The organism is Clostridium sp. OM05-9, assembly GCF_003481465.1.
Taxonomy (GTDB): domain Bacteria; phylum Bacillota; class Clostridia; order Lachnospirales; family Lachnospiraceae; genus Coprococcus; species Coprococcus ammoniilyticus.
In genome coordinates, this window is sequence record NZ_QULF01000006.1 from 54184 (window position 1) to 76570 (window position 22387).

General features: G+C 40.3%; 17 protein-coding genes. 1 reads left to right on the forward strand and 16 read right to left on the reverse strand.

Translation table 11 applies throughout. The features are described from left to right. Position 1: 1 nt before the first annotated feature. From DXB77_RS10720 to leuC, 16 genes are all read right to left on the reverse strand, one after another. Positions 2-1915, reverse strand: coding sequence for an alpha amylase C-terminal domain-containing protein (locus tag DXB77_RS10720; RefSeq protein ID WP_118484503.1), 1914 nt, complete (start codon positions 1913-1915; stop codon positions 2-4). Between the two features lie 100 nt (positions 1916-2015). Next, the gene (locus tag DXB77_RS10725) at positions 2016-3254 is read right to left on the reverse strand and encodes a DUF1015 family protein (RefSeq protein WP_118484505.1); all 1239 of its coding nucleotides are present in this window, start codon (positions 3252-3254) and stop codon (positions 2016-2018) included. Between the two features lie 87 nt (positions 3255-3341). Beyond that, a complete protein-coding gene (locus DXB77_RS10730; protein ID WP_008402902.1) occupies positions 3342-3908 on the reverse strand; it encodes an AAA family ATPase in 567 nt (188 codons plus the stop codon). A gap of 98 nt (positions 3909-4006) precedes the next feature. Beyond that, entirely contained in the window at positions 4007-4729 is a 723-nt protein-coding gene (locus tag DXB77_RS10735; protein ID WP_118663208.1) for a class I SAM-dependent methyltransferase, read from the reverse strand. After that, positions 4722-6539: an aminotransferase class I/II-fold pyridoxal phosphate-dependent enzyme gene (locus tag DXB77_RS10740; RefSeq protein WP_118484511.1), complete on the reverse strand. Its 1818-nt coding sequence runs from the start codon at positions 6537-6539 to the stop codon at positions 4722-4724. The genes DXB77_RS10735 and DXB77_RS10740 overlap by 8 nt, the downstream gene beginning before the upstream one ends. Before the next feature lie 14 nt (positions 6540-6553). Further along, positions 6554-8578: a membrane protein insertase YidC gene (yidC, locus tag DXB77_RS10745; protein ID WP_118484513.1), complete on the reverse strand. Its 2025-nt coding sequence runs from the start codon at positions 8576-8578 to the stop codon at positions 6554-6556. Between the two features lie 2 nt (positions 8579-8580). Further along, a complete protein-coding gene (locus tag DXB77_RS10750) occupies positions 8581-8835 on the reverse strand; it encodes a hypothetical protein (protein WP_117785424.1) in 255 nt (84 codons plus the stop codon). A 24-nt stretch (positions 8836-8859) separates the two neighbouring features. After that, positions 8860-10917 (reverse strand): hypothetical protein, encoded by a 2058-nt coding sequence (locus tag DXB77_RS10755; RefSeq protein ID WP_147353819.1) that lies wholly within the window; start codon positions 10915-10917, stop codon positions 8860-8862. A 403-nt stretch (positions 10918-11320) separates the two neighbouring features. Next, the gene (gene asd, locus DXB77_RS10760) at positions 11321-12406 is read right to left on the reverse strand and encodes an aspartate-semialdehyde dehydrogenase (RefSeq protein WP_008402908.1); all 1086 of its coding nucleotides are present in this window, start codon (positions 12404-12406) and stop codon (positions 11321-11323) included. Between the two features lie 26 nt (positions 12407-12432). Continuing rightward, positions 12433-13596, reverse strand: a complete 1164-nt coding sequence (locus DXB77_RS10765) for a phosphoglycerate dehydrogenase (protein WP_117821899.1) — start codon at positions 13594-13596, stop codon at positions 12433-12435. A gap of 69 nt (positions 13597-13665) precedes the next feature. Then, positions 13666-14748, reverse strand: a complete 1083-nt coding sequence (gene serC, locus DXB77_RS10770) for a 3-phosphoserine/phosphohydroxythreonine transaminase (protein WP_021944398.1) — start codon at positions 14746-14748, stop codon at positions 13666-13668. A 33-nt stretch (positions 14749-14781) separates the two neighbouring features. Continuing rightward, positions 14782-16464 carry a biosynthetic-type acetolactate synthase large subunit gene (gene ilvB / locus DXB77_RS10775; protein ID WP_118500595.1) on the reverse strand — a complete coding sequence of 561 codons (1683 nt, stop codon included), beginning with the start codon at positions 16462-16464 and terminating at the stop codon, positions 14782-14784. Between the two features lie 25 nt (positions 16465-16489). Further along, positions 16490-18166, reverse strand: a complete 1677-nt coding sequence (ilvD, locus tag DXB77_RS10780; protein ID WP_118500596.1) for a dihydroxy-acid dehydratase — start codon at positions 18164-18166, stop codon at positions 16490-16492. Between the two features lie 14 nt (positions 18167-18180). Next, positions 18181-19266, reverse strand: coding sequence for a 3-isopropylmalate dehydrogenase (gene leuB, locus DXB77_RS10785; protein ID WP_118484518.1), 1086 nt, complete (start codon positions 19264-19266; stop codon positions 18181-18183). Positions 19267-19402: 136 nt separating this feature from the next. Continuing rightward, a complete protein-coding gene (leuD, locus tag DXB77_RS10790) occupies positions 19403-19888 on the reverse strand; it encodes a 3-isopropylmalate dehydratase small subunit (RefSeq protein ID WP_117785428.1) in 486 nt (161 codons plus the stop codon). An 18-nt stretch (positions 19889-19906) separates the two neighbouring features. Further along, a complete protein-coding gene (gene leuC / locus DXB77_RS10795) occupies positions 19907-21172 on the reverse strand; it encodes a 3-isopropylmalate dehydratase large subunit (protein WP_021944394.1) in 1266 nt (421 codons plus the stop codon). A 165-nt stretch (positions 21173-21337) separates the two neighbouring features. On the opposite strand from leuC, the gene DXB77_RS10800 reads away from it, so the two are divergent. Then, a complete protein-coding gene (locus tag DXB77_RS10800) occupies positions 21338-22378 on the forward strand; it encodes a LysR family transcriptional regulator (RefSeq protein WP_118484520.1) in 1041 nt (346 codons plus the stop codon). The last annotated feature ends 9 nt before the right edge of the window (positions 22379-22387 follow it).

Here is a 22387-nt window from a genome sequence, read left to right on the forward strand (position 1 = left end):
ATTATTTCACCTTCTTAAATACTGTGATTGAAAGTGCAGGGAGAACAATCTCGATATCACCGTCCTTCGTCACCTTCTGCTGTCTATTGTTATTACCTTCTCCACCATACTTTGCCGCATCACTGGAGAAGATCTCTTTATAAGTTCCCGGAGCTCCGGTCTGTAATACATAGCTCTTCTGATCTGAAGTTCCAAAGTTCGCAGCTACATAACAGACAGAACCCTTGCTGTCTGTTCTTGTGAAGCATACAGTATGTGGCTCCTGCTCTCCTGCAAATACAAATGGAAGTTTGTCTGCTTCATAAAACGCCGGTTCTGCAAGATATAAAGCATTCAGATCCTTTACATACTTCTGAAGATATTTATTTGCTTCAAACTCCAGAACGCTCCAATCAATAACATGATAGCCATCAAAGCCGCCAAACATTCCAATCTCCTGTCCCATAAACATCAGTTTTTTACCGGGAAGGAACATATTCAAGCCATAAAATATACGAAGATCTGCATATTTGTCTTCATAGCCACCCGGCATCTTCTCTATAAAACTTCCCTGACCATATGCCACTTGATCATGTGATAATGCACTTACCTCCTGATGCTCGGATATAAATCCGGTTACAGAAGATACATAGTCTACAAAGTTCTCTCTGCGATCTGGCGCAGTCTTCATATACTCTGTAAGCTTTGAAACGCCCGTTGTGTTCCATGTAAGATCCACCATAACATCCGCATATCTGTCTCCGGTCACCTTTCGGAAGGAACGGATCAGCTCTTTATTATCCAGACGGATGCCATCCAGATGATACGCTTCCAACCAGTAAGTCATACAGTCAATATCCATCACAGGCACCATATCAAGGATCACACCAATACCTTTTGCATGCAGATAATCAACCATTGCCATGAAATCAGTTGGAGAACCAAATCTGGACGTTGGTGCATAGATACCCGTCGTATCATATCCCCATGTATCCTCACCGGAATATTCCATGATCGGCATAAGCTCGATGTAATTATACTTCATGCTCTTTACATAAGCTGCGATTTCTTTTGCAAATGCCTGATAGGAAAGCCGTTCTCCATCTTTGTCGGTCTTAAATGTCTGCATATGTACCTCATAGATATTCACAGGTTCCATGCTGATATTCTTCTTTTTCCGCTCTGTCATATATGCTGCATCCATCCATTCATATGTCAGCTCTATAAATAAGGACGCATTGCCCGGAACCGGTTCAAATGCTGTTGCATATGGATCGGAGAAAATATCGGTTTCTCCATTTTCATATAATACTTCAAATTTATATCTGGTCTGGTTAATGTCATATGGTATAAACAGTTCAAACAGATCGGTATACTCGATCTTCCGCATCTGGTTCACTCTGCCGTCCCAGTTATTGAAATCTCCGACCACGCTGGCTCTGACGCAGCCCGGAACCTGAATACAGAATGCCACTCCTTCTGTGCCATCAAAGTTCAGCTTTCTGGCTCCAAACAATTCTTTGATCCGGAAGCCTGATTCCACGTCATCTTCTCCATTTACCACCTGCATTACTTTTTCAAGATCCGCAGAATAGGAAAAGCTGTATGCATCCTTTATCAGACTGACTTCATCTGCTTCTTCTCCGTCTGCATCCCATACCTTCCGGACAATCTTTAGCAGATATGCAAATGGCTGCCGGTTCTCAATCTTTACTGTAAAAAATCCATCGGCGTATTCTACATGCATCGGATATTCTGTCTGATCCTTTTCATCCACTACATAAACTTCTGCTGCATCCGGCAGAAATGCATTTACATATACATCAGCCAGACAGGCATGCATACCAAGTATGTGATGTGGATTGCCATGTCTCGCCCCCGTGATCGCCATAACCTCATCCTGATTCAGAACGAAAATCTCTGTGTTCTTTGTCATAACCCATTCTCCTCATGTGTATTCTTTTCTATATGCAAAATACGAAATACCTGCACCGTTTCCCTGTTCAATTTTCTCATTTGCATATGACTGTTCATCTTTATTCGTTTATCTTGTGGATAAAGATTCCGCTTCGAAGCTTTGGTTCAAACCATGTAGACTTCGGCGGCATCAGTTTGCCTGCATCCGCAATATCAAATAATTCTGTAATGGAAGTCGGATACATGGAAAATGCTACCTTCTTTCCTCCATCCACCAGTCGTTCCAGCTCGGAAAGTCCACGGATACCACCGACAAACTGGATCCGTTTGTCCGTTCTCGGATCTCCAATGCCAAGCATCGGTGCCAGAACATTTTCCTGAAGCACAGATACATCCAGACAGCCGACAACATCCTCCGGAACTACTCCGTCCTTTACCGTTAACTGATACCATCTGCCATCCATATACATGCCAAAGCTGCCTTTCTTCCCCGGTGAAACAGCCGCATCACATGCTTTTACTTCAAATTTGTCTTCCAGTTTCTTTAAAAATTCATCATCAGTCATACCGTTCAGATCATTTACAACACGGTTATATGGAAGGATCATCAACTGATCATGCGGAAACAGAACGGACAGAAAATAATTAAATTCTTCCTCTCCGGTATAATCCGGATGCTGTTCTCTCATATGGAGGCCTGCTTTTACAGCAGAAGCAGAACGATGATGTCCGTCTGCTATGTAAATCTCGTTGATACCTGCAAATGCTTCCTGAATTATCTGAATATCATCTGCTTCATCAATGATCCATACATTATGTGTGATACCATCCGGTGAAGTAAAGCCATATAACTTTTCTCCTGTCTTTACCCGGTCAATGATCTGATTTACAATATCAATTGAACGATAGGCAAGGAAGATTGGTCCGGTCTGCGCACCACAGGCTTCTACATGGCGGATACGATCCTGTTCTTTGTCTTCTCTGGTATTCTCGTGTTTCTTGATCACACCATTCACATAGTCATCAATCGAAGCACAGGCAACCAGACCTGTCTGATGACGTCCATCCATGATCAATTCATATATGTAGTATACCGGCTTTTCTTCCTCAATATAAGTACCATCCTCCATCATCTCATGCAGAAGATCTCCTGCCTTCTTATACACTTCCGGTGCATAGGTATCCACACTGTCATCAAATGATGTCTCTGCACGATCTACCTTTAAAAATGACATCGGTTCCCGGCGTACTTCTTCACAGGCTTCTTTTCTGCTATACACATCATATGGTAATGCTGCCACTCTGTCGCAGATATCCGGTCTTGGTCTGAATGCTTTAAAGCATCTGATTGCTGCCATGTTCTGTTCCTCCTGATCTCTGTTTGTCTATATAAATATTGCAACAGAAAACATTGCTGATTCCTGTTGCAATACTCAAAATCACTATCAACCTCTGATTGCCTTAACAACCTTTTCTATAGATGCCTTAAATTCTTCATCGGAAGAATTCTCAAATATAAAGAGCTCTTTGATATTTGTTGGCGGATTGAAGTTCTGACTGTTGATATATTCATCCCAGTGCTCCAATTTCCAGGTATCTCTGTCTGATGCACGCTTGATCATTCTTTCGTGGCAGACATCTTTTCTGGTATTTACCCAGATCACAAAGAGTTCTGCACCTTTTTCTGCAAGCTTTGCACGGAGATTGTCAAGATATTCGTCATCTCTGATCTCATCTGTGAATGGTGCATTTATAAGAACTGTATCATTGTATTCCAGTGCTTCAAATGCAAGATCCAGTACACAATAATATTCGTAGTCGCGGATATTTTTCTGGAAGAAATCGGATGAACGGTTATATTCCTCACCAGCCACTACAAAGATCTGCTTTGAAAGAACAATTAATGTATCCTTATCCAGATATACACAATTTGGCAGTGCCTTTGCCACCTGTTTGGAAATAAATGTCTTTCCACAGGCTGGTGGTGATGTAACTAAAATTAATTTCTTCATGTGTGTGCCTCCATTTTTCTCATTATCTCAATCCTGTTTGATTTTAGCACAATTGTATGATGGTAGCAAGAATTTGTTAGCGAATTTGGTGTTATTTCTTATTTCTTAATAATTAATACATTGTACATAAATTGACTATTCCAGTAATATGGATTTTCAACAGATGTAAATATCAATTCACAACCATGCTTTTGTGAAAACATTTCAAACATGGATTTTGAAATAAATAACTTATCAAGATTTTTATATTTTTCATCATAATTCTGTATTTTAGCTCTTCTATACTGCATGCAGGCATCTTCCAGCTCTTTATCAAATATCTCTGTGATCAGCACAGCCTTATGCGCTTTTTCATACATCTTCTCCAGAACATCAGATACATATGTTTCATCTGGAAAATATGCAAATACAGAATCAGCCATCACAACATCAAATTTTTCATCTGTTGAAATATGGTCAGCTTCCATACATGCTATCTCCGCTTCTTTTAATACAATTTTTGCAATTTCTGTACTCTGTCTGGAATAATCAATTCCACCAACCTTTTTATTCTGTCTGGAAAATAAATATAAGGTTGCTCCTGCTCCGCATCCTACTTCAAAAATGCTGTTCCACAGACCAACATGCATATCCAGAAGTGCACATTCTTCTTCCCAGCTATTATAAAATGCATTATAATATGCATCTGCCGAATCTCCCAGATCCACATCAAATCCATCAATTCGTTTCAGCTCCCGCCAGATTGCTTTAGGATCTTCAAGCGACTGCAAAAAACGTTCATCCGCTTCTCTTCTATTCCAGATTGCTTTCCAGTTATTCAATATATTCACCTCCAAATTTTTCCAACAATTCAATCAGATGCATATTCTCTTCATCCGTCCGAACTGCAAGTCTGATCATTTCCTTTTGGTTATTTAATTTCTCATTCAGCACTTTGATCAAAATATTATTTTCCAGTAAAAATGATGCAAGTTTCCTGCTTTTCACTCCATCTGAAAGTTCACACATAACATAATTTGCCTGCGATGGATATACCTTCATATATGGGATTTTTTCCAGCTCTTTCCTGAAAATCTCACGGGACTTTCTAAGACGATCCAGTGACAGTCTGTAATCCTCCTTGTACTTTTCTATGATCTGTAAAAAGAATTCTGCATAAGAATTAATATTCCAGATTGGCAGTTTGCGCTGGATCTGATCAAGTTTTTCACTGTTTTTTCCAGCTAATATTCCCAGTCTGCAGCCCGGAACCCCATATGATTTTGAAATACTTTTTATTACATAAAACTCATCATACAGTTCCAGATACGAATCAGCTATACAAGATTCTGCCTCATCCGAAAAATCCGAAAAACTCTCATCTAATATAAGACATATCTTTTTCTTCTTACACCAATGGATCAATTCATATATTTCTCTGGAATCAATATAATTCCCACTAGGATTATCCGGATTTATCAGCACAAGCATTTGAATATGCTTCTGTTCAAAATAATCCTGAATGTCCTGTCCAGAATATGAAAAATCCATTTTTCTGGTATCCATAATAACTCTTTGTTCCTGCTTACAGCAATTTATATATTCCTCAAATGTCGGAGTCACAAAACCTATTTTTCCATTCGTTTCCTGCATCATTTCACGAATTAATTCCGCTGCTCCATTACCAACTATAATTTTCTTATCTGATATGCCAAACAGTTTGCCTGCCAATAACCGTATCACTCTTGCACCAGAGGGATACTGCATGATCAGCCGGTCACTGTTGGCACGGATTTCTTCCAACATGTGTTCTGTTGGGAAATACGGATTTACAAGATAGCAATAATCAACCAATTTAGGATATCTCCAAAAACCACCATATCTGGCAGTTATTTTTTTATACTGTTCCTCTGTATTATCTGTAAACAGGCTTTCTGCAATATCCAGATCCTGAATATCATCAATCTCATACCAGCGCTGACCGTTAAGCCGTCTGGCCTGCAGCTCTTTCGTGTCAAGCATTGCGATCAGGCGGATAACAGACTCATAATATTCATTATTTCCCATTGCCATTGCATACGCCTTTAGAAAAGGCACATATGTATACTTGGAAAAATGTCTGCTGAATTTATATATATTCACTGTCTTATAGTATTGATCCGCATTTACAAAATGAAGATTTTTTTTTGCGACCATATCCACAATACAGTCATTCTCATCCAAAAGCATACATGTACCATCCATCCAGCTTTCAAACCGATCAACAAGTGCAAGGTTCTCTCTTGGATCACATAATATCAGATCTATTACCGTTTCATCAAAAATCAGATCTGATTCCAGCAAGAGGGTGTCTTCTTCCTCCAGAAAAGTGGCTGTTAAAGACAGGGAATAAATATTATTTGTTTTATCATATATTGGATTTTCCACAAATATGATCGGTGTATGTATTGTTAATGACGCAATATATTCCTTTAATGTCTCTTCCTGATACCCTGTCACTATAATGATCCTTGACAGGTCTTTTCTGTCAAGGATCTTCAGCATTCTTTCAATCAGAGACATTCCATTTACTTCAACCATACATTTAGTCTTATTCTTTGTAATATTCTTTAATCGTTTCCCCATTCCTGCCGCTAATATTATACCCTGCATTCTCCTACCCCTCTCTATTCCATAAGCCGTTTCATAATATATTTTCCACTTAATATCCGGCTCTTTCCGATATTAAAAATATGTTTCTCTCTGGCATCCGCAATCTGCTTTCTATACATGTCCTTTTGCTTTAACATATCTGTAGATATTTCAAGTATATTATCAATATCATTTACAGATATCGCCTTTCCAATCACATTTCGCAATGTCACATTAATTGGCTTCTGCTCAATCTTATCATATTCAGGATTCATGATTTTCATTGGCGTATCAATAAACAGCACTGGTTTCAATGTTGTAAATGCATATTCAAATGATATATCTGACCAGTCTGTTATCAGCAGATCAGCATCCATAACCGTACTGTTAGAAGAAAAGTCCGTCTGTATAGTTATATTATCATCCTTTGCATATCGCTCCTGCATTTCCACAAACCGTTCCATCTGATGTCTCACCTGCTGCGGATGCGGCCGTACAATGACCTCATATGGTGTATTCTTATATTTATCTAATATCTGCTCAATACACAGATCAATAATATTTTCCGGCTGCCACGATGGTGCGATCAGTATCTTTTTCTTTTCATTTTCTTTTCTGTTTTCAATCTGATACTGCTCGATCATCTGATCCAGTAACGCATATCCTGTCTCAACCAGAGTTTTAGGCTGTGTCACATACAGTGCTTCCATTTGCTGTATTTCACGTACCGAATCGATTCCTACACAAAAAACCGTGTCATAATAATCTAATGCACCTTTCCGTAATGTAAGTGCATTACTTCCCATCCCATGTGCTACATAAATATATTCAATATCTGATCTTACCTTGGAACGCTTGATATGATATTTTTCCAGATCTGGCATCGTCATCAGACAGATATCACAATCCAATTTCATAAACAAAGGAATCAGATACTTGTCCTGTGCTATATAATATGCCCGGACTGCCGACTGCTCCTGCTTCAGGATCGGATCCTCCGGATCACTGGTAACATAATCCATTTTATAATCAGACCGTTCAGCCAGATACTCTATGATCGGCTGATAATATTTATAAAAGCCCCGGCCCTCTGCATAAAATACAATTCTCTTTTCAGTCTTCTCAAACCGATGATAATCCTGTTTCTCTGTTCTCCCATACTTTTTTCGTATCTTTTCTTTTTCCTCTGCTGTTTCATTCAAGATCCGTATGTAATCCATATCAATATATTTTTCAGGCGGCATCACAATATTTACCAGATACATGGATGGAATTGCGAACAAATTTCCAAAGATCCAATATACCCCGACTCCAGCCGGAACAAGGAACGCAAAATATGTGGAAAATGCTATCATAAATACCGTCATTCCTATTTTATTCCATTTTCCGGCATATAACTGCAGCACATTTATTTTATTTTGAACAACACACATGAGCCATGCGCTCACACCCGATAAAACAGGAATCAAAACCAGTTTATTATGTAATGATAATTGTGGTTTCTCCGATAAATTAAATCCGATAAAATTCATATCAAAATCTGATATCTTTTCTATCAGTCCCATAAGGTTTTCAGGCACACCGCTAATACCATTCTGTATTTCATGGATCATTGTCAACTGGTAAGAATTATCCTGCAGTGTCCATCCAAGCCCCTCAAACCATTTTTGCAGCATAGCGATATCGGGGTCCTGTATCCGCAGGATATATGAAAGCGGGCAATACATAACACCCACCAATCCAAGAACGATCAGAATCTGGATCAGCAGTGGTATCATATCCAGTAATGGATGATATTGCATTTTTTTATATAATTCCAGTTGTGCATCTGCATACCGATCTTTATCATCCACATATTTTACTTTTAAAGCATCAAGTTCCGGACGCATCTGTGCCATTTTTATCGAATTTTTCTGTGTAATCAATGAAATAGGAAATAATACAAATTTTGTAAAAATCGTAAACACGATAATCGACAATCCATAATTATTTACAAAAACATAGCACCATCTCATTATAATCCCGAAAAAATCCGAAACATAATTAATTATCTGATTCACTTCTATTCCTCATCATCTAACAAATCATCTGCAGTAACAATTTTCTTTTCTTCATTTCTTGTCTTTTTTACGGGCTGTTCTTCTGTTTTTCCTTTTTTTAATGCTCTTTTTATTTTACTGAATGCAATTCCTGCTACCGCACCTGCTGCGATCACTACTCCGGCAATTATCTGGATCAGATAACTTGTCGTCGCCGGATCAATATATAATTTCATTGTTGGAAATTCCTGTACTAATAAATTCATTTCATTAAACATCATACTATCTCCTTTTCTTGTTTTTTAATACCAGAAATCGATCAACGGTATCTTCTGCTTCGGTTTTGCACCTGCATATTTCCTTAATTCATCCTTGTCTCCCTGATATGTATACTTATACAAACAAGCATAATTTGCTGAATCATTTTTCAGAAGATCAGATATATTTTCCTTGTACTGTCGTATATATACACTTCTTGACCGATTTTCATCCGCTTCATAATCATAAATGGTTTTATCTTTGCTTTCACCTGTAATAAGCTTCATGATCGTTGGCATAAACTCTTCCGCACTTACCGGAGAACTGCAAACTGCAAGCCTGTCATTCTTTTTATAGGGTTCTTTGATAAAGAAAATAGGCTGAATACCATCTACCGTCATGATTTTTCCATGATCTGCCGTTATTATGATCGTTGAATTATCATAAACTCCCATATTTTTCAATTCATCAAGAAAAACGTACACATCATTTAGATTATCGTAAGCCGCTTCTGGCAGATTTTTTCCCTTTCCATCCCCATAATCATGCATTCCGCTAAAATGGTAAATTGTAAATGTTCCAGAACTGCTGTTATATTCTAGTCCCTGTGTCTGTAATTTTAAATAAAAATCATCATCCAGGTCCGGCGAATCTTCCCCTCCGCCGGAAGAACTGACCGCACCATCAAAATCACTGGTAACAACTAAAGAAAATCTCTTTAATGCCAGCGGCAATACTTTATACATTGCCCCCTTTATAATATTTTTCCGGACTGCGTGGTAATCGACTAAGATCTCACCATCTGCATTTTCCTGTACATTATCATAATATTCATATAGATTCTTTGCATTAAGAAAACTAACTGTTGCTTTATCCGTATATATATTACAAGAATACTGTTGTTCTTTTAGTGTATTATAAAATTCGACAGTCTTTTCTGAATGAAATGCTTCTTTAGAATATTCCCGACAAGGAATCGTATTATCAAATTCCTGTCCCGTTAACAGATAATTCATTGCCAGCGCTGTTCCGTCATATTTGCTGTCATAATTATCATAATATGTAAAATCATGCAGCGGCTCTAACGCATCCGGATATTGCTCTGTCATTTCGTCAATAAAATCATTGCTGTATGTATCAAGAACAAATACAAAAATATTTTTTTCTTCCGATACTGTATATTCATTTTTACCTGAAACATAGTAATTTGTAATCTCTGCTTCTGAAGTATTCCTATAACCTCCAGATTTTATAACCAGATATATAGTTGCCGATATCTGAATACATAATAAACACACTGCTACATATTTCAAAATACTGAAGAATTTATTTTTAAATTTTGCAAACAAAATAACCGGAACTACAATACAGATTCCCCATACAATTCCGGTCATGATCATCTTACCGGAATAATCACTCCATTTAATTGCATAAGCATCCGTAATACCAAGGTCACGATCAAATATCATAACCTGAATATAGGAAGCTACCGCTAATCCCCACAAACAACAACTGATAATCTTTGTTACATTCGTTTTCAATAAACTGACCAGAACAGATATGATAACGGATAAGAAAAAAGACTGCACGATCATACTACCCCAGAAATCAGATAAGTTAAATTCCAAGGTCTTTCGATTGGTATAATAAAATTCCAGTGTATTCTCTATAAATACCCAAAACATCAACAAAAACAGGGAAAGGAAGATATTAAAAAATCTTTTTATAATTCTTTTATATCGAACAACCTGTACTTTTCGGTTTTCTGCTGTTTCTGTAAACAGCCAGTATAACATTCCCGGATTTTTATCAACTGCTCCAAAGGTAAACAAACATAATAAAACAAGCCAGATGATCAATAATAAAGCAAACAGCCAATTTGAAAAATATTGAAAATCATCTGATCTTGCAACGATCATACATATAATAAAGGCAAAGAAGCCTGCAATATTCTGAAGCATATGCATTTCCCAAATGGATTCCCGCAGCTTTTTCATCACCATAAAGAAAGCATTTACCAGATATGACATAATAAAGAATCCCCCGCTGATCCCCCATTCGCCATTTGGAAGATATAACAGGATCAACATTCCCCAAAACATAAACGAACTCATCACTTGTTCATGCCAGTTCTTCAGCACTTTAATTACCCGATTATCTCTTCCAATATGATTGAAAAGGAATGGTAATCCTATTTGAAGAATAACCATGAAAAGAACAATTAGCAGATACAGTATTTTTACACGGCATTTACCAACAAGCACATAGTAAAACAATCCAGTCACATCATACAAATATAAAAAATACGAAAATAACATACATGGATTATTTTCCTTTCTTTTCCATATATAACGAAACACTGTAAGAAAAATAACACATATAATAAACCAGACCCCCAGCATTTTATCCTCCTCATACAAATCTTGCATTATGTTATGAAAGAAAAGAGGCTCTTTTTGTATATTCTAAAAGAACCTCCTTTTTTCAACTTATTGCTATGAACATTTATTTCTTTGTGATATATCCCTGTGCTTTTAATAACTCTGCGCAAAGGACAGCACCACCTGCTGCACCTCTGACTGTATTATGGGATAAACCAACAAACTTCCAGTCATATACAGTGTCTTCACGAAGACGACCAACGCTGATTCCCATACCATGTTCAAAGTCAACATCCATTGATACCTGTGGACGATTGTCTTCTTCCAGATACTGGATGAACTGCTTTGGTGCGCTTGGAAGCTCAAGCTCCTGAGGAACGCCCTTATATGATACCAACTTTTCGATCAACTGTTCCTTTGTAGGATTCTTCTTGAACTTAACAAATACAGCTGCTGTATGTCCGTTTAATACAGGAACACGGATACACTGACATGTGATAACCGGTGTTGTTGCAGGAACGATCACTCCATCCTCGATCTTACCCCAGATACGAAGTGGTTCCTTCTCTGACTTTTCTTCTTCTCCACCGATATATGGAATGATATTTCCAACCATTTCCGGCCAGTCCTTAAAGGTCTTACCTGCACCTGAGATTGCCTGATATGTGGTAGCAACCACCTCATATGGCTCAAACTCTTTCCATGCTGTAAGAACCGGTGCATAAGACTGGATGGAGCAGTTTGGTTTTACTGCTACAAAGCCTCTGGTTGTTCCAAGTCTCTTCTTCTGGAAATCAATGACCTTCATATGCTCCGGATTGATCTCAGGTACTACCATAGGAACATCCGGTGTCCAGCGATGTGCTGAGTTGTTGGATACTACAGGAGTCTCTGTCTTTGCATATGCTTCTTCAATCGCCTTGATCTCTTCCTTTGACATATCAACTGCACTGAATACAAAATCTACAGTTGCAGCAACCTGTTCTACTTCATTTACATTATGAACGATGAGCTTCTTAACGCCCTCCGGCATCGGAGTATCCATCTTCCATCTATCGCCGACTGCCTCTTCATATGTCTTTCCGGCACTTCTTGGGCTTGCAGCCACTGTTACAACCTCAAACCATGGATGATTCTCTAATAATGCTATAAATCTCTGTCCCACCATACCGGTAGCACCAAGAATACCAACTTTCAGTTTATCACTCATTTTTACTAATCTCCTAATCTTTTTTCTTAGATCGCGCGAACCTTGATAACACCATCAATTGCAAGCAATGCATTGATATCGTCTTCTGTAGGAACCTTATCAATGTCAAGGATTGAGTATGCATATTCACCCTTTGCCTGACTGATCATTCCCGATACATTTCCGCCCTGCTTTGCAAATACGCCTGTAAACTGTGTCAGCATGTTAGGAATATTCTTATGGCAGATTGTAACTCTGGCAGTATCACCACATACGCCCATATTTACATTTGGATAATTTACGGAGTTCTTGATATTACCATTCTCCATAAAGTCTGTGATTTCTTTACATGCCATGATCGCACAGTTATCTTCAGATTCTTCTGTGGAGGCACCAAGATGTGGTAATGCAATTACATTTTCTGTACCTGCGATTGCCGGATTAGGGAAATCTGTTACATATTTTGCTACCTTGCCGCTTGCAAGTGCTGCCTTGATATCTTCATCATTTACAAGAACATCTCTTGCAAAGTTCAGGATTCTGACACCATCCTTCATCATGGCAAATGCATCTGCATTCAACATTCCCTTTGTTGCAGGAAGTGCTGGAACATGGATCGTGATATAATCACATTCCTTATAGATATCTTCTACATTTGTAATATGTTTGATGTATTTGGATAAGCCCCATGCTGCATCAACGGATACAAACGGATCATAACCATATACTTCCATTCCAAGTCTGACTGCGATATTTGCTACCTTGGCACCGATCGCACCAAGACCGATAACGCCGAGCTTCTTGCCGGCGATCTCATTACCTGCATACTGCTTTTTCTGCTTCTCAACTGCTTTTGCAAGGTTCTCGTCAGAAGCATTGTCCTTTACCCAGTTGTATCCGCCCATCAGATCACGGGAAGCAAGAAGCAGACCTGCTACAACCAGTTCCTTAACACCATTTGCATTTGCACCTGGAGTATTGAATACTACAACGCCCTTTTCTGCGCATTTATCAAGTGGAATATTATTTACACCTGCACCTGCTCTTGCAACACACAGGAGTTTGTCTGAAAGTTCCAGATCATGCATGGATGCACTTCTTACCAGGACCGCATCTGCGTCTGCATAATTATCCGTTATTTCATATGTATCCGGTAACAGCTTCATGCCACATGCAGCGATCGGATTTAAACAATTCACTTTAACTGCCATTTTTATTTAACTCTCCTTTATATCCGCCTCCGCATGCAATCCCAAAGGACTGCATGCAGAATGCTCTTATTATGAATTCTTCTCTTCGAAATCCTTCATGAATTCTACTAATTTCTCAACACCTTCGATCGGCATTGCATTGTAGATCGATGCTCTCATGCCGCCAACCGTTCTGTGTCCCTTCAGATTTACAAAACCAGCTTCTGTTGCAGCCTTTACGAACTTGGCATCTAATTCTTCATCACCTGTAACAAATGGAACATTCATTAAAGAACGATCCTCTTTTACTACAGTTCCCTTAAACATCTTGGAGCTGTCTAAGAAATTGTAAAGGATTGCTGCCTTCTTCTCATTGTGCTCCTTCATAGCTGCAAGACCACCCATCTCTTTTACCCATTTGAATACCTTGCCACAAATATAGATACCGTAGCATGGTGGTGTATTGTAAAGAGAATCTGCATCTGCCTGTGTCTTATACTTTAACATGGTTGGTGTAAATGGCATAACGTCATCACGGATCAGATCTTCACGGATGATCGCAACTACTACACCGGCCGGACCTACGTTCTTCTGTACGCCAAAGTAGATCACACCATAGTCAGATACATTGACCGGCTGAGACAGAATGTCGGATGACATATCTGCTACCAGAATCTTACCCTTTGTATTTGGAAGCTTGTGATATGTAGTTCCATAGATTGTATTGTTGTGACAGATATATACATAATCTGCATCCTCATCAATCGGAAGATCAGAACAATCCGGGATATAGGAGAATGTCTTATCTGCTGATGAAGCAACAGCATTTACCTTTCCATATTTTTTAGCTTCTTCGTATGCTTTCTTTGCCCACTGACCTGTGATGATGTAATCCGCTACACCATTCTTCATAAGGTTCATAGGTATCGCAGCGAACTGCTGGGAAGCACCGCCCTGTAAGAATAATACTTTGTAATTATCAGGGATTTCCATGATATCGCGAAGATCCTGTTCTGCCTCTTTGATGATCGTATCGAATGCTTTCGATCGATGACTCATCTCCATAACACTCATGCCTGTTCCTCTGTAGTCAAGCATTTCTTCTGCTGCTTCTCTTAATACAGATTCAGGAAGCATGGATGGACCTGCTGAAAAGTTAAATACTCTTGCCATTTTTTATCTCCTTCTTTTTTAATATTGTTATTTTTAATTATCAAGATCTTTGTCTGTGAAACAGGTGTCGATTGCAGCACCTGGAGCTACCATAGGCCATACCTTATCATCGGAATCGATCATAACATCCAGTACGGTCGGACCATCTGCTGTCAATGCCTTCTTAAACTCTGTTTCAAACTCTTCGATCGATGTGATCTTACTTGCATTTGCCCCAAGTGCTTTTGATACTGCTACAAAATCAACAGAATCATCTAATACTGTATTCGAATACCGCTGTCCGTAGAACAGATTCTGCCACTGTCTTACCATTCCGAGAACGTGATTATTTAATACCACCTGAATGATAGGTACTTTATAACGGGCTGCTGTCGCAATCTCGTTCATATTCATACGGAAGCATCCGTCTCCTGCGATATTTACTACAGTCTTATCCGGTCTGCCATATTTTGCGCCGATAGCTGCACCGACACCGTATCCCATAGTACCAAGTCCGCCTGATGAAAGGAAAGTTCTTGGCTCCTTATAAGTGTAATTCTGTGCCGCCCACATCTGGTGCTGACCTACATCAGTAGTGATTATAGCATTTCCTTCGGTAATTTCATAGATTTTTTTGATAGTTGCCGGTCCATTTAAGTGATTCATGTCGTATGTGACCGGATTTTTCTCTGTTAAATCCTTGATTTCTGCCATCCAGGAACGATTTGACTGAGTTGGAAGTTTACTGTTTAATATCGTCAGAACTTCTTTAGCATCACCCACAATGCTTGCATTTGCCGGAATATTCTTATCGATCTCGGCTGCATCGATATCAATATGAATGATCTTTGCATTTGGTGCGAACTTGGAAGCATTTCCGATTACACGGTCGGAGAAACGTGCTCCTACCACGATCACAAGGTCGGATCTGGATACTCCAAGATTCGATACCTTGGTTCCGTGCATTCCGATCATGCCGGTATAACGCTCGCTTGTACCATCATATGCGCCCTTTCCCATAAGTGTATCACATACAGGTGCATCTACCTTCTCGGCAAATTCTTTTAATTCTTCGGAAGCTCCTGAAATGATCACTCCGCCGCCTGCCATGATATATGGTCTTCTGGATACTTTGATCATCTCGATCACTTTATTTATATCTTCTTCCCGGATTGTATCTGTCTTACGCTCGATCACTGCCGGTTCTTCATATGTATACTCTGCCTCTGCAGCCGTAACATCCTTTGTAATATCAACAAGGACAGGACCTGGTCTTCCACTCTTTGCGATCTTAAATGCACGTCGGATCGTCGGTGCCAGATCTTCTACATTTTTTACGATAAAGCTATGCTTTGTGATCGGCATTACAACACCTGCAATGTCGATCTCCTGAAAGCTGTCCTTACCAAGCATATTTACTCCGACATTTGCGGTGATCGCAACCATCGGAACGGAATCCATATATGCAGTTGCAATTCCCGTTACAAGGTTTGTTGCACCGGGACCGGATGTAGCCATACAGACACCGACCTTACCTGTTGCTCTTGCATATCCGTCAGCGGCATGTGCTGCCCCCTGCTCATGTGATGTAAGTACATGCGTGATCTCTTCCTGATGCTTATATAAGGCATCATAGACATTTAAGATTGCACCCCCCGGATACCCGAACACAATATCAACACCCTGTTCTTTTAAACATTCAATTACTATCTCAGAACCTGATATCTTCTTTGCCATTTTCCTTTTGCTCCTTTAATACTCTCTACTTATCAGCCTTTGGTACCTCTAAGATTGCTCCACGATTTCCTGATGTTACCATAGCGGCATATCTTGCAAGATAACCGGTTGTTACCTTCGGTGTTCTTGGCTTCCATGCAGCCTTTCTCTGTGCAAGCACATCATCCGGTACATCTAACGTGATCGTAGTATTGTTAATATCGATCTTGATGATATCTCCCTCTTCTACGAGTGCGATCGGACCGCCAACTGCTGCTTCCGGTGAAACATGTCCGATGGATGCGCCACGGCTGGCTCCTGAGAATCTTCCGTCTGTGATCAGGGCTACCGATGAGCCAAGTCCCATACCGGCGATCGCTGATGTCGGATTTAACATCTCACGCATACCGGGACCTCCCTTTGGTCCTTCATAACGGATAACAACGACATCACCAGATACGATCTTACCGCCCTTGATTGCTGCGATTGCATCTTCTTCACAGTCAAATACTCTTGCAGGTCCTTCATGCACCATCATCTCAGGCACAACAGCGGAACGCTTTACAACAGAACCGTCCGGTGCAAGATTTCCCTTTAATACTGCAAGACCACCAGTCTTACTATATGGATTATCCAGTGTACGGATAACTTCCGGATTCTTATTTGCTACGCCGTCAACAGCTTCACCGATCGTCTTACCGGTTACTGTCATACAGGCTTCATTTAACAGACCTGCGGATTTTAATTCATTCATAACAGCGTATACGCCACCAGCTTCATTCAGATCTTCCATATAAGTAGGACCTGCAGGAGCCAGATGACATAAGTTTGGTGTCTTGGCACTGATCTCATTTGCATAGGAAATATCAAAGTCAAACCCGATCTCATGTGCGATAGCCGGAATATGAAGCATGGAGTTGGTAGAACATCCAAGCGCCATATCAACGGTTAATGCATTGATGATTGCTTCTTTTGTAATGATATCTCTTGGTCTGATATTCTTTCTGTACATATCCATAACAGCCATACCTGCATGCTTTGCAAGCTTCAGACGCTCAGAATACACCGCAGGTATCGTTCCGTTTCCAGGAAGTCCCATACCAAGTGCTTCTGTTAAGCAGTTCATGGAATTCGCTGTATACATACCGGAACAGGAACCGCAGGTAGGACATGCCTTACATTCAAATTCATTTACATCTTCTGCTGTCATGGTTCCTGCCGAATAAGAACCAACAGCCTCAAACATACTGGAAAGACTGGTCTTATGACCTTTTACATGACCTGCAAGCATTGGGCCACCGGATACAAATACGGTAGGTACATTTACTCTTGCTGCAGCCATTAACAGACCAGGTACATTCTTATCACAGTTCGGGATCATAACCAGTGCATCAAACTGATGTGCAGTTGCCATTGCTTCTGTAGAATCAGCGATCAGATCTCTGGTTACTAATGAATATTTCATACCGATATGTCCCATAGCGATACCATCACAGACTGCAATTGCCGGGAACATGACAGGTGTACCACCAGCCATAGCAACTCCCATCTTAACTGCCTGTGCGATCTTATCCAGATTCATATGTCCCGGAACGATCTCATTGTAAGAACATACAATACCTACCAGCGGACGTTTCATTTCTTCCTTTGTCATACCGAGTGCATTAAACAGGGAACGATGTGGCGCCTGCTGCATTCCGACTTTTACATTATCACTCTTCATATCTATACTCTCCTTTATTTTATGCGTTCTGCAATTAAATCTCCCATTTCAGAACAGCTTACCGGTGTCATTCCTTCCGAAATGATATCACATGTTCTGTAACCATCTACCAGTACCTGTTTTACAGCCTGCTCTACTGCATCTGCTTCCTTATCCAAGTCAAATGTGAAGCGAAGCATCATAGCTGCCGACAGGATCGTTGCGATAGGATTGGCCTTGTTCTGTCCTGCAATATCCGGTGCTGATCCGCCGCTTGGCTCATACATACCAAACTTCGTCTCATTTAAGGATGCAGACGGAAGCATACCGATCGAACCTGTGATCATGGATGCCTCATCGGAAAGGATGTCACCGAACATATTCTCTGTTAATACAACATCAAACTGTGCAGGATCCTTTACAAGCTGCATTGCGCAGTTATCAACTAACATATGCTCATAGCTTACTTCCGGATAATCCTTTGCCACTTCTTCTACGATCTTTCTCCATAATCTGGAAGAATCCAGAACATTTGCCTTATCTACAGATGTAACTTTCTTTCTTCTCTTCATTGCGATATCAAAACCCTTGATCGCAATACGACGGATCTCGTTCTCATTATATACAAGGTTATCATGTGCAGTTAACACACCATCGATCTCCTCTGTACTTCTTGTTCCAAAATACAGGCCACCTGTCAGTTCACGCATGATCATCATGTCAAATCCACGATCTGCGATCTCTTCCTTTAACGGACAGGCACTCTTTAACTCCTCATAAAGATTTGCCGGTCTTAAGTTTGCAAATAATCCAAGCTCCTTACGGATCTTAAGAAGTCCTGCTTCCGGTCTTAAATTTGGAGGAAGCTTATACCATGGCGAGGTAGAAGTATTTCCACCAATGGAGCCTAACAATACGGCATCCTTTGATTTTGCTACTGCTACTGCCTCATCTGTAAGCGGCACTCCGGTTGCGTCGATCGAGCATCCACCCATCAGGATCTGCTCATAATCAAATGTATGACCATATACTTCACCGACTTTATCCAGAACCTTCATTGCTTCTGTTACGATCTCAGGGCCAATACCGTCACCCTTGATCACTGCTAAATTACATTTCATCTTTTATTCCTGCCTTTCTTTACCAAGTAATGCAACCTCGCCTTTCGGCTCGGTTTGTGCTGCGCACTATACATTTGAATAACTCCTATGCTGTATGCAAGCAAGCTTGCATAGCATAGAGTTATTCAAATGTGCATTACTTGTTGTTAATGTAGTTAATCAGACCTTCATTCTTAATGATCTCCTGCATGAATGGAGGAAATGCCTGCCCCTTATACCGGGTATCCTTTGTCTTATCGTAGATGATACCACTGTCAAAATCGATCTCTACTTCATCACCGTCCTCGATACCTTCTGCTGCTTCCGGACACTCAATGATCGGAAGTCCGATATTGATCGAGTTACGATAGAAAATTCTTGCAAATGTATCTGCGATAACACAGCTTACACCGGATGCTTTAATCGCGATCGGTGCATGCTCTCTGGAGGAACCACAGCCAAAGTTCTTCTTTGCCACAATGATATCTCCTGCTTTTACGTTGTTTACAAATTCCTTATCTATGTCTTCCATACAGTGTTTTGCAAGCTCCGCAGGATCTGATGAATTCAGATATCTTGCAGGGATAATAACATCTGTATCTACGTTGTCACCATATTTGTGTACTGTACCATATGCTTTCATTCTGCGTACCCTCCTTAATTATAATCCAAGTTCTTCCGGACTGCTGATCTTGCCTGTGATCGCTGATGCTGCTGCAACAGCCGGGCTTGCCAGATATACTTCTGAATCAACATGACCCATACGTCCTACAAAGTTACGGTTGGTTGTGGATACGGCTTTTTCTCCTGCTGCCATAACACCCATATGTCCACCAAGACATGGTCCACAGGTAGGAGTGGAAACTACAGCGCCTGCCTTTACAAATATCGTCATGAGTCCTTCTTCGATACACTGTAAGTATACTTCCTGTGTTCCGGGGATCACGATGACACGAACACCCTGTGCTACCTGTCTGCCCTTGATGATATCTGCTGCAATACGCATATCGGAAATACGTCCATTTGTACAGGATCCGATCACAACCTGATCGATCTTGATATCGCCAACTTCATCAATTGTCTTTGTATTCTCCGGCAGATGTGGAAATGCAACTGTTGGACGAAGTGTAGAAAGATCAATCGTATACTCTTCATCATAAACTGCATCTGCATCTGCTTCATACTTCTTGTAAGCCTTTGTGGAATGTTCCTTCATGTATGCTTCTGTTAATTCATCCACCGGAAAGATTCCGTTCTTGGCACCTGCTTCGATTGCCATATTTGCGATAGTAAAACGATCATCCATGGTCAGGTTCTTAATACCGTCACCAACAAATTCCATAGATTTGTATAATGCGCCGTCTACACCGATCATACCAATGATGTGAAGGATAACATCCTTACCGCTGACCCAAGGTGCTTTCTCTCCTACAATATTAAACTTGATCGCAGATGGTACCTTAAACCATGCTTTGCCTGTCACCATACCGGCTGCCATATCAGTACTTCCAACACCGGTTGAAAATGCACCAAGTGCACCATATGTACATGTATGAGAATCTGCACCGATACAGGTCTCGCCTGCAACAATCAGTCCCTGCTCCGGTAACAGAGCGTGCTCAATACCCATAGAACCTACATCAAAAAAATTCTTGATCTGGTTCTCTGCCGAGAATTCTCTGACACATTTACAATGCTCTGCACTCTTAATATCCTTATTCGGTGTAAAGTGATCCATTACAAGTGCAATCTTATTCTTATCAAATACTTCTTTCTTATTGAATTTGTCCATCTCATGAATTGCTACAGGTGTTGTAACATCATTTCCAAGTACAAGGTCCAAATCTGCCTCAATCAACTGTCCGGCTTCCACGCTGTCAAGTCCTGCATGTGCAGCTAAAATCTTCTGAGTCATTGTCATACCCATGTGCTTTGTCCTCCTGATCCTAAATCTTATTTTGTAAATAACTGTCGCTATTTCACGCATTTTGTTATTGAATATTTTTATTGATTTTACCACACCGACTGGTATAATTACAATATATAATAGTAATACATTGTATAACTTGTATTTATATATTGGAGGGACGCCATGATCAATAATCTGAATTATTATAATGTGTTTTACACAGTTGCTAAAACCGGCAGCATCAGCCGTGCCGCAAACCAGCTTTATATCAGCCAGCCCGCAGTCAGCAAGGCGATCAGCAATCTGGAAGAAAGCATAGGGATTGCACTCTTTGTCCGCAATTCCAGGGGCGTTGCCCTGACCGAAGAGGGGACGATCCTGTATGACTATATCGAACGCGCGCTGGATAACATTGTAAAGGGAGAAGAAAGTCTGAAAAAATACAACGAACTTGGGATTGGTCATATCCGTATCGGTGTCAGCACCTCTCTCTGCAAGCATATCCTGTTGGACTACTTGAAGCCCTTCATCAAAGATAACCCGAATATCAAGGTCAGCATCGACTGCCACTCTACCAAAAATACGATCCGGCTCTTAAAAAATGAAGAAATCGACATCGGTCTGATCTGCGAAACGGAACTACCTAAAAATATCACTTATTCCCATGTACGCTCCATCCATGATATTTTCGTGGCAAATAGTGATTATATCGATAATTTTCCATACCGGGAAACAGAAGCCGGTCTGGAAGCAGGCGAAGGAACCGCCGATATACAACCGGAAACTACCGGCTATCCGGTATTTCCCGGCTCGATCATAGGGAACCTGATCCCGCTTATGAATGTACAGCAGTCCGTTTTGGATTCTGAAGTCCTGACCGAAGATCATATCCGGGATATCTTCCGCCACTCTACACTTATGATGTTAGAGGAGGCAAATGTAACCAGAACCCATGTCGATAACTATCTGAATGAACATTCATTCCACTGTAACCAGCTTCTTGAGATCAATAACATGGATCTCCTGCTTGACTTCGCAGCGATCGGTATGGGAATCGCCAGTGTTGTCCGGGAATTCTCTGAAAGCTACCTGAAGGATGGACGTATCGTAGAAATCCCCCTTCCAACACCTATTCCAAAAAGAAGTGTCGGCTTCGCCTATCTGCAAAACCGACACCAGTCAAAAGCGTTATGTACTTTTTTAGATTATTGTAATATTTCGTGATTTCATCAC

Excerpts from the sequence above, each read along its gene's own strand:
- DXB77_RS10720 (WP_118484503.1), bottom strand. The coding sequence starts at position 1,915 with ATGACAAAGAACACAGAGATTTTCGTTCTGAATCAGGATGAGGTTATG.
- DXB77_RS10725 (WP_118484505.1), bottom strand. The coding sequence starts at position 3,254 with ATGGCAGCAATCAGATGCTTTAAAGCATTCAGACCAAGACCGGATATC.
- DXB77_RS10730 (WP_008402902.1), bottom strand. The coding sequence starts at position 3,908 with ATGAAGAAATTAATTTTAGTTACATCACCACCAGCCTGTGGAAAGACA.
- DXB77_RS10740 (WP_118484511.1), bottom strand. The coding sequence starts at position 6,539 with ATGCAGGGTATAATATTAGCGGCAGGAATGGGGAAACGATTAAAGAAT.
- DXB77_RS10750 (WP_117785424.1), bottom strand. The coding sequence starts at position 8,835 with ATGTTTAATGAAATGAATTTATTAGTACAGGAATTTCCAACAATGAAA.
- DXB77_RS10755 (WP_147353819.1), bottom strand. The coding sequence starts at position 10,917 with ATGTTTTGGGGAATGTTGATCCTGTTATATCTTCCAAATGGCGAATGG.
- asd (WP_008402908.1), bottom strand. The coding sequence starts at position 12,406 with ATGAGTGATAAACTGAAAGTTGGTATTCTTGGTGCTACCGGTATGGTG.
- DXB77_RS10765 (WP_117821899.1), bottom strand. The coding sequence starts at position 13,596 with ATGGCAGTTAAAGTGAATTGTTTAAATCCGATCGCTGCATGTGGCATG.
- serC (WP_021944398.1), bottom strand. The coding sequence starts at position 14,748 with ATGGCAAGAGTATTTAACTTTTCAGCAGGTCCATCCATGCTTCCTGAA.
- ilvB (WP_118500595.1), bottom strand. The coding sequence starts at position 16,464 with ATGGCAAAGAAGATATCAGGTTCTGAGATAGTAATTGAATGTTTAAAA.
- ilvD (WP_118500596.1), bottom strand. The coding sequence starts at position 18,166 with ATGAAGAGTGATAATGTAAAAGTCGGAATGCAGCAGGCGCCACATCGT.
- leuB (WP_118484518.1), bottom strand. The coding sequence starts at position 19,266 with ATGAAATGTAATTTAGCAGTGATCAAGGGTGACGGTATTGGCCCTGAG.
- leuD (WP_117785428.1), bottom strand. The coding sequence starts at position 19,888 with ATGAAAGCATATGGTACAGTACACAAATATGGTGACAACGTAGATACA.
- leuC (WP_021944394.1), bottom strand. The coding sequence starts at position 21,172 with ATGGGTATGACAATGACTCAGAAGATTTTAGCTGCACATGCAGGACTT.
- DXB77_RS10800 (WP_118484520.1), top strand. The coding sequence starts at position 21,338 with ATGATCAATAATCTGAATTATTATAATGTGTTTTACACAGTTGCTAAA.